Origin of the sequence: Allobosea sp. TAB14 (assembly GCF_052113865.1) — a bacterium.
In the GTDB taxonomy this organism is placed as follows: domain Bacteria; phylum Pseudomonadota; class Alphaproteobacteria; order Rhizobiales; family Beijerinckiaceae; genus Allobosea; species Allobosea spartocytisi.
On sequence record NZ_JBFRDQ010000387.1, the window covers coordinates 1 to 1,012 of the forward strand.

Genomic DNA, 1,012 nt, shown 5'->3' on the forward strand with positions numbered 1-1,012 from the left:
CTTCAAGGATCGCTGAGTTTCCTCTTCTGGGGATAAGACTATGCCAGTTCGGCAGTCCGGAGAGAGTTGATTTTCTGTAGGGTAGGCCGCGAGTAGACTTGGTGGTCGACGGCAGGAGGTCCTTTACAGCATGGAGTATCCGGCTCCCGCGGCCCATGCCGTCTATGAAGTCAATCCATCAGAGGCATGTGGCGAAGGGACGATGCCGAGTTGGCCCTACCACGTGGCCCGGTGGCTGTTTCGCGAGCCGATCGACATTGCGATCACTGCTGCGCTCGCCGAAATCGGCGAACTTGCGGCGGCGGATCGCGCCTGGATGTTCGAGTACGACGCCGAGTTGCTCCGTTTCCGCAACACGCACGAGTGGAGCCGGCAAGGCGTCCGCTCGTTCGTCGAGGATCTGCAGAACACGCCCGTGGCGATGATCGCCTGGCTCCACCAGTTTCTGGTGAAGGGCCAGGCCGTGATGATCAACCGTGTTGCCGACCTGCCCCGCCCGGCCCGCGCGCTCCAGGTCGAGATGCTCAGGCAAAACGACAAGAGCGTGCTCAGCGTGCCGGTCTTTCACGAGGGACGATTGCGCGCCTGCATTGGCTTCGATGCGACCACCACGATCCGGCGCTGGCCGCCCGCCGACATCAATGCGCTCTTTCAGTGCGCCGAGCTGATTGCGCTGGCGCGCTATGGTTCCTTCCAGGACGGACGCTCCCTTGCCGGCACCTCGAGACCGTTCGTCCCGCTGATCTATCTGCGCCGGCCGGGGCAGACCATCGGGGTCGAGCCGCAAACCATCCTCGGCGTCCGGTCTGCGCGTGACTATGTGAAGGTCTGGCTGCACGACGGTTCGGCCGTGCTGGATCTACGCCCTCTCGCGCTCTGGACCGGAATGCTGCCCTCGGCGTCCTTCCTGCGCATCCACCGCACGGCGGTCGTCAACCTGCAACATGTCAACGGCCTCGACCGACGCGCCGGCGATCGCTGGACCGTCGGCCTCAACCGCGTGGCCGAGGGC

General features: G+C 64.3%; 1 protein-coding gene. It reads left to right on the forward strand.

The features are described from left to right. Nucleotides 1-202 precede the first annotated feature (202 nt). A partial coding sequence (locus AB4Y99_RS27835; protein ID WP_441525636.1) for a GAF domain-containing protein occupies nucleotides 203-1,012 on the forward strand: 810 nt, incomplete at its 3' end.